Source organism: Oceanicola sp. S124, assembly GCF_000220565.1.
In the GTDB taxonomy this organism is placed as follows: Bacteria; Pseudomonadota; Alphaproteobacteria; order Rhodobacterales; family Rhodobacteraceae; genus Pseudooceanicola.
Map to the genome: position 1 here is coordinate 22894 of NZ_AFPM01000182.1, position 7072 is coordinate 29965.

Genomic DNA, 7072 nt, shown 5'->3' on the forward strand with positions numbered 1-7072 from the left:
CAGGAAGGCAAACGCATGACTTCTTCTCATCAGGACCGCATTTCCGGGGGACGGCTGGCCCGCGACGGCTTGCTGGACGCCACCGCGGTCGAGGCCGCCGCCGCCCTTCTGGACCGGATCGAGGGCAGCGACCTTGAAACTGTGCGCGTGGTCTTCGCCGACCAGCACGGCATCCTGCGCGGCAAGACCGTGACCGCGGCCAGCCTGGGCTCGATCTTCCGCTCGGGGCTGAACCTGCCGGGGACGCTGCTGCTGAAGGACACCTCGAACCGCACCGTCTTCCCGATCTGGGACGGCACCTCCTCGGGCGTGCTCAAGACCATGTCGGGGGCAGGTGACATGCTGCTGGTGCCCGATCCGCAGACCTTCCGCATCCTGCCCTGGTCGCCGCATTCGGCCTGGTTGTTCTGCGATCCCTATACCCGCGACGGCAAGGCGCTGCCCTTCGCGCCGCGTCCCGTGCTGCGCGGCGCCGTCGCCGCCCTGGCTGAACGCGGCCTGTCGCTGACCGTCGGGCTCGAGGTGGAATTCCACGTCTTCCGCCGCATCGACAACCCGATGGGCCATCACCAGGCCGGCATGCCGGGGCAGCCTCCCGCCACCGAGCTGCTGGACCATGGCTACCAGTACCTGTCCGAAACCAACTACGACCGGCTCGAGCCGGTGATGGACATGCTGCGCCGCCATGCCCAGGCGCTTGGCCTGCCGGTGCGCTCGACCGAGGTCGAGATGGGCCCCAGCCAGTTCGAATTCACCTTCGAGCCCGCCTCGGCGCTGGAGCATGCCGACAACATGGTGATGTTCCGCACCATGGTGAAGGAGGTCTGCGCCCGCGAGGGTCTGCACGCCACCTTCATGTGCCGCCCGAAGAAGGACAATACCGCGTCGAGCGGCTGGCACCTGCACCAGTCCCTCGTCGATGCCGGCGGCCGCAATGTCTTCATTCCCGAGGTCGAGGGCCAGCTGACCCCCGAGGCCAATGCCTGGATCGCCGGCCTGCTGGCCCACGCCAGGGAAAGCTGCCTGCTGACCACGCCCACTGTGAACGGCTACAAGCGCTACCAGCCCTACCAGCTGGCGCCCGACCGGATTGAATGGGGCTATGACAACCGTGGGGCCATGGTGCGCGCCCTGATGGCGCCGGGCGATGGTGCCAGCCGGGTCGAGAACCGCGTCGCCGAGCCCGCCGCCAACCCCTACTTCTACTTCGCCTCGCAGATCCTGTCGGGCCTGTCGGGCCTCGAGCAGGGGCTGGACGCCCCCGAGCCGGTCGAGAACCCCTACGACAACGATGCCGCCGCCCTGCCGCCCAGCCTGATCGCCGCCATCGAGGCCTTCGAGGCCGGCGACCTCTATCGCCGGACGCTGGGCGAGGACTTCGTCGACTACATCTCGTTCCTCAAGCGGGCCGAGTGGAAGCGCTACCTCAGCATCGTCACCGAGTGGGAGCAGACCGAGTATTTCGGGATCTTCTGACATGCCCCATATCGTGATCGAATATTTCTGCGACGAGGGGCTGGACCGGCAGGCCGTCCTGAACCGGGCGCTTGAGACGGCGGTGGCCAGCGGGGCGATGAACCGGGCCGACATCAAGGTGCGGCTGCTGCCCTCCGAGGCGATCCTGATGGGGGACGGGCGCGGCTCGTTCCTGCATGTGACGATCTCGCTTCTGGCCGGGCGCAGCGATGCGGTGAAGCTGGCGCTGGCCGAGGCGATGACCTCGGCGCTGCGCGGGCTCTGTCCGCAGATCGGCGCGATCAGCACGGATATCCGCGACATGAACCCGGCCTGCTACAAGAAATCCCTGCTGGACTGACGCCGGGACAGGGCGCAAACGCAAAGGCGGGGCCGAGGCCCCGCCTTCTTGCGTTTCAGGCGTCGCGCTTCAGGCCTGGAAGGGGCGGAAGGCGCTGGCGTCCCCCAGCAGGATGGGGGCGTCGGCCAGCACCTCTTCGGCGCTGATCCGCTTGGCATTGGGCTTTTTCGACAGGCCGAAGCCGGTCAGGTAGGCCGGTTCTGCCAGCCGGATATCGACGGGCAGGGAGGGGTCCTCGCGCGCATCCAGCCAGCGCCAGTCCCCGGCGCCGACAAGGCTGACGTCATCCCCGGAGGCGATCACGGTCAGGGTCATGGCGTCAATCAGGCCCGCATAGGTGGTGTCGCGCAGGTGCAGCGGCACCGGCGCATCTGGGGCCAGGCCCTCGATTTCCATCACCGGAGCATGGCCGATCATCAGCCAGGCCCAAGTGAGCTGGTGGCGCGCCATCAGCTGGCGCACCGACTCCTTCAGGGTGAAATAGCCGTCCAGGATGTCGTGGAAGGGTTCGGCATCCTGACCCGGCAGGGGCGCGATCATACGGTGGCGTCCCAGGGCGCGGCGCGGCGGCGCTCCATGTCGGCATTGACGCTGGCGGCCAGCCAGTCGTCGCTGTCGGCAATGGCATCGTTCGAGAGCGGCCCGACGATCTGCGGCGTCTGCTGGCGATCCTGCATCGGCAGGCGGTCCAGCTTGCCGGTCTCGACAGCCTTGATGGCCTTGCGCAGCAGCAGCCGGTAGCGGACGATGGCGGCATCGCCGCGCCCCAGGTGCTCGCGGGTGCGGTCCTGGATGTTGCCCATGCTCTCCACGGCCCACTGGTCATGCACGTTGATGTCCAGCCCCATGCCCGTGTAGGTCAGCGACTTCTGCTCTTCGGGGTCGAAGTGGTAGTCGTTGGTCTTGTTCTTCAGCGGGGCATAATCGGGCAGGCGGTGCTCTTTCAGGCGCTGCTCGCGCATCAGTTCCTTGTTCACCGGTTTGTCGAAGCTGGTGAACATGGTGTACCAGTAGCAGTTCTCGTCATCGACGGGCACATGCCACTGGGTGATAATCATCTCGCGCGACATCGGGATGCAGATGGCCGAGGGGAAGATCTGGTTGGTCACCCGGACGTGGGTCAGGTCATTCTCCATGTGGCGCAGCGCGGTGATCTTCAGGCCGAAGGGGGTCTCGTCCACCTCGATATCGGGGCGGGGATACTCGCGCAGCACCTGGGTCATCGGCATGTCGAGGTTGGCCGCCTTGTCGCGGAACTGCTTGCCATAGCTGTCCTCGGGGTCCTCGTCCTGCAGGAAACGGTGCAGGAAGGAGGCATGGCCCGGGTCGATGCCGATTTCCAGAGCCTGCAGCCAGTTGCATTCCCACAGGCCCTTGAAGGCGAAGACATGGCTGTCGGGGGCGCGGAAGCAGTCGAAGTTGGGGAAGGCGGGCGGCTCTCCCGGGCCCATGTAGGCGAAGCAGATACCGTTCTTCTCGACCACGGGATAGGTGGCGCCGCCCTCGACAAGGCGGATGTCCTCGCGGGCGGGGTGATGGGTGGGGGCCTCGTCGGCGCTGGCTTGCCGGGTCTTCAGGACCAGCGCGCCGGAGGCGTCGCGCACCAGGACCAGCCGTTCGCCCAGCAGGTTGACCGGCAGCATCGGGTCATCGCCCTGAAGCTCGTCCGTCAGGGCGGCGGGCTGCCAGTAGTGGCGATGCACGGCGCCGGCGGGGGCATTCGGGCCGATCCGGGTAATCTGGTCGTTGAGTTTCTGGGTAATCATGCGGTTGCTCCTTTGCGGGAACGGGGGAAGGGGAGGGCGGACGGTTTCAGTCGGCAAGCGCGGGCGGGGTGCCCTCGCCGGCCCAGGCCAGGATATCGCCCCGGTGTTCGACGACGGTGAAGCTGGGCAGCTTGATCGCCTTGTACATGGTCGAATCCTCGGGCTCGGCGGGTTGCTCGGTGCATTGGCCGCTGCGGTCGAAATGCCAGCCATGGAAGGGGCAGCGGATGCCGTTGTTCTCGTGCCGGCCAAAGCAGAGGTCGGCGCCGCGGTGCGGACAGTAGCGCCCGATCAGGCCCAGTTCGCCTTCCTCGTCGCGGAACAGCACCAGCTTCTGGCCCTGGAAGGTGACCGGGGCGACGGGGCGCGGCGCCTTCAGGACATCCACGGTGGCGATCTTGACCCATTCCGATGTGGGGGTGGCAAGGCTTGGCTGTTGGCTCATCTGTCGTTCCCTGGCCCTGGATCGCCGCCTGTTGCGGCTTCTCTGGGCATTTTCTCGGTCGATAATCGACCAGTTGCGCTTTATTCAAACTTCTCATTGATTTCGCATCCGGTCAATGACAATGATCCGAAGACCATCAGAAGAGGCCCCGGGGCGGGTGCAAAGCCGGGATTTTGGCGGGCTGCCGATCAAAAAGGCATCACCACGTCCCGGCATCTGCCCCGGCCTCACCCCGGTCCCGGTCCGGGTGCAGACAGTTAGAAGAGTAGCGGGAGATCGCATGAGTGCCAAAATCGCAATCGTCGGGGGGGGGCCTTCGGGCTGCTACACGGCGCAGGCCCTCCTGAAACGCGCGCCCGATCTCGAGGTCGACATCATCGACGCCCTGCCGGTGCCCTACGGGCTGGTGCGCTATGGCGTGGCCGCCGACCATCAGGGCACCAAGGGTGTCGCCCGGCAGTTCGCCCGCATCTTCACCCGCCAGAACGCGCAGTTCTTCGGCAACCTGCGGATCGGCCGCGACGTGACGCTTGAGGCGCTGCGCCGCGCCTATGACGTGGTGGTCCTGGCGGCGGGGCTGCCCGGCGACCGTCCGCTGGGCATTCCCGGCGATGACCTGCCGGGCGTCATCGGCTCGGGCGCGCTGACCCGCGCTCTCTATGAGCATCCCGATGCCGAGGCGCTGCCCGAGCTGGGCGAGGCGCCTCTGGTGATCGGCACCGGCAATGTCGCCGTGGACATCCTGCGCCTGCTGGCCAAGACCCCGGAAGAGCTGTCGGGCAGCGACCTCGGGGCCGGTCCCTCGGACTGGCTGGCCGCGCAGAAGATCCGTCAGATCACCGTCGTCGGGCGCTCTTCGGCGGCGGCGGCCCGGTTCTCTCCGGTGATGATCAAGGAGCTGGCAGAGCTGTCGCGGGTCGACCTGCGCCTTGCCGCCGGGGGGAGCGACGCGGGCGAGGTGCTGGCTGCGGCGGTCGCGGGCAGCGCGGGTCCGCTGCCCATCGACTTCCGTTTCGAAAGCCGTCCCGTGGCGCTGGAGCCGCTCGGGGACGGCCTGCAGCTGACCGTCGAGACCCCGCGCGGGCGCGAGACCATTGCCGCGAGTTCGGTCATCTCGGCCATCGGCTTCACCGGCGACGGCAGCTTCGACCGCGACGGCCTGCTGGCGGAAGCGGGCGGCGCGGCGCGTCTCTACGCGGCGGGCTGGTTCCGCACCGGGCCTGTCGGCGCCATTCCCCAGTGCCGCGAGGAGGGCCAGCGCCTGGCCCAGCAGATCCTCGACGAGGTGCAGCCCGACCCGGCCCGCATCGGGCGGGCACTGTTCGCCGGCCGCGCCGGGATCACCGACTTCGACCACTGGCAGCATCTGGATGCGCTGGAGCTGGCGGGCGCCACCGACCAGCGCTGCCGCCGCAAGATCTCTCGCCGGGACGACATGCTTCGCCCCGCAAACCTTCAGGACGCCTGACCCCATGAACATCGCTATCTTTTTCGGAACCGAAACCGGCAACGCCGAGATGCTGGCCGAGGACATCGCCACCGAGCTGGAGGACCAGCACGAGACCACCGTGGCGAACCTTGCCGACAGCGCGCCCGAGGCGCTTCAGGTGGCCGACCTGAACGTCATCGTCTGCTCGTCCTACGATGACGGCGACCTGCCGGCCTCGGCCAAGCCCTTCGTCGAGCGGGTGCAGTCCGAGATGCCCGACCTGACCGGCGTCCGCTTCGCCATCTTCGGCCTCGGCGACAGCGAATATGCCGAGACCTACGGCTTCGGCTCGATGAAGCTGGCCGAGCTGCTGGTCAGCCGCGGTGCCCAAGCGCTTGGCGAGCGCCCAGTGCATGATGCCGCCGGCGACGAGCTGCCCGAGGACATGGCCATGCCCTGGCTGCTCGAGATCATCGAGGCCGCTGACGCCTGATCAACGGGGGAGGGGGTGTCGCGTCCCCTTCGCCGCCCGCTCCCTCGGGTCTCTTCCCGGTGCTTTTGCGCCGCTTTCGCACACCTGTCGCTTTGCCTTTCCGGGCAAGCTCTGACATGAAGGTGCGAAGAAGAAGGGCACGACATGACCGATCAGATCAGCCAGGCTTTCGGCCATCCGCTGGAGCGCTCGAAGGCGCTGTCCGGCGATGTGCCTGCCGACCGGATTTCCCTGCGCGACTACCTGACCGAGGTCGAGATCGGCGCCTTCCAGCAAGAGCGTGGCCGCGTCCAGCGCCTGCGTTTCAACATCGTCGTCGAGGTGCGCCATGATCCGGGCCCGCTGCAGGACGACGTCGATCGCATCCTGTCCTACGACACGATCACCGAGGCCATCGAGGCCGAGCTGGCCGCCGAGCGCCTGAACCTGCTGGAAACCCTGGCCGAGCGGATCTCGGCCCGCATCCTGGCGGAGCCGCTGGCGCTGCGGGTCTTTACCCGGATCGAGAAGCTGGATCGCGGACCCGGCGCGCTTGGCGTCGAGATCATGCGCGCCCATGGTGATGCCCTGCCGGCGCCCGAGGCCACCGCGCCGGGCCAGTCCATGGTGCCGCTGGTGGTCTTCCTCGGGCCCGAGGCCGCGACTTCGGAGGCGCTGCCGGGCTGGCTGGACCAGTTGCAGGCCGGCAAGCGTCCGACGATCCTGTGCTGCGGCCCGGGGCAGGGGGCGCGGCCGGTCTCGGCCTCGCGCCAGGCGCAGCGGCGCATCGACCTGCTGGCCATCGAACAGGCCGCCTGGGTGATTGCGGGGCGCGACCGCCGCTGCGTGGTGGTCAATACCCGGACAGAGCTGGACTGGTCCATGAAGCATGGGCAGATCGCGCTCTTGGCGCCGTCGAAGATCGTGCTGGATGCCGCCGGTGACCGCCCCGATGCGGTTGGCGACGGCACCGCCCTGGCGCTGTGGTTCGCCGAGCAGATGGGCGCGCGCGACCTGCTGGTCGTCGGTGCCCCGGCCCCGGAGGCCCGCGCCGCCACCCGGGTTACCGCGCTGCCCGTCGCGGATGACCTGCCACTTCCCTGAGGTTGCCATGATCTACTACCGTCCCCTGGTCCAGTCCGGG

General features: G+C 68.0%; 8 protein-coding genes. 5 read left to right on the forward strand and 3 right to left on the reverse strand.

The window, feature by feature from the left end:
* Positions 1-15: 15 nt before the first annotated feature.
* Complete coding sequence (locus tag OS124_RS0112965) at positions 16-1476, forward strand: glutamine synthetase family protein (RefSeq protein WP_010140112.1); 1461 nt, start codon at positions 16-18, stop codon at positions 1474-1476.
* Between the two features lies 1 nt (position 1477).
* Positions 1478-1816 carry a 5-carboxymethyl-2-hydroxymuconate Delta-isomerase gene (locus OS124_RS0112970; RefSeq protein ID WP_010140113.1) on the forward strand — a complete coding sequence of 113 codons (339 nt, stop codon included), beginning with the start codon at positions 1478-1480 and terminating at the stop codon, positions 1814-1816.
* Between the two features lie 69 nt (positions 1817-1885).
* On the opposite strand, the gene OS124_RS0112975 is transcribed toward OS124_RS0112970, so the two are convergent.
* From OS124_RS0112975 to OS124_RS0112985, 3 genes are read right to left on the reverse strand one after another with little or no spacing between them, the layout of a single operon-like run.
* Positions 1886-2356 carry a hypothetical protein gene (locus OS124_RS0112975; RefSeq protein ID WP_010140114.1) on the reverse strand — a complete coding sequence of 157 codons (471 nt, stop codon included), beginning with the start codon at positions 2354-2356 and terminating at the stop codon, positions 1886-1888.
* Positions 2353-3582: an aromatic ring-hydroxylating dioxygenase subunit alpha gene (locus OS124_RS0112980; RefSeq protein WP_010140115.1), complete on the reverse strand. Its 1230-nt coding sequence runs from the start codon at positions 3580-3582 to the stop codon at positions 2353-2355. Before OS124_RS0112980 ends, OS124_RS0112975 begins: the two co-directional genes overlap by 4 nt.
* Positions 3583-3628: 46 nt before the next feature.
* On the reverse strand, positions 3629-4027 hold the full coding sequence (locus OS124_RS0112985; protein ID WP_010140116.1) for a Rieske 2Fe-2S domain-containing protein: 399 nt from the start codon (positions 4025-4027) through the stop codon (positions 3629-3631).
* A gap of 280 nt (positions 4028-4307) precedes the next feature.
* On the opposite strand from OS124_RS0112985, the gene OS124_RS0112990 reads away from it, so the two are divergent.
* The 3 genes from OS124_RS0112990 to OS124_RS24600 all read left to right on the forward strand — a co-directional run bounded on the left by OS124_RS0112990 (position 4308) and on the right by OS124_RS24600 (position 7032).
* Entirely contained in the window at positions 4308-5495 is a 1188-nt protein-coding gene (locus OS124_RS0112990) for an FAD-dependent oxidoreductase (RefSeq protein WP_010140117.1), read from the forward strand.
* Positions 5496-5499: 4 nt separating this feature from the next.
* Positions 5500-5949 carry a flavodoxin domain-containing protein gene (locus tag OS124_RS0112995; RefSeq protein ID WP_010140118.1) on the forward strand — a complete coding sequence of 150 codons (450 nt, stop codon included), beginning with the start codon at positions 5500-5502 and terminating at the stop codon, positions 5947-5949.
* Positions 5950-6093: 144 nt separating this feature from the next.
* Positions 6094-7032 (forward strand): dihydroneopterin aldolase, encoded by a 939-nt coding sequence (locus OS124_RS24600; RefSeq protein WP_010140119.1) that lies wholly within the window; start codon positions 6094-6096, stop codon positions 7030-7032.
* The last annotated feature ends 40 nt before the right edge of the window (positions 7033-7072 follow it).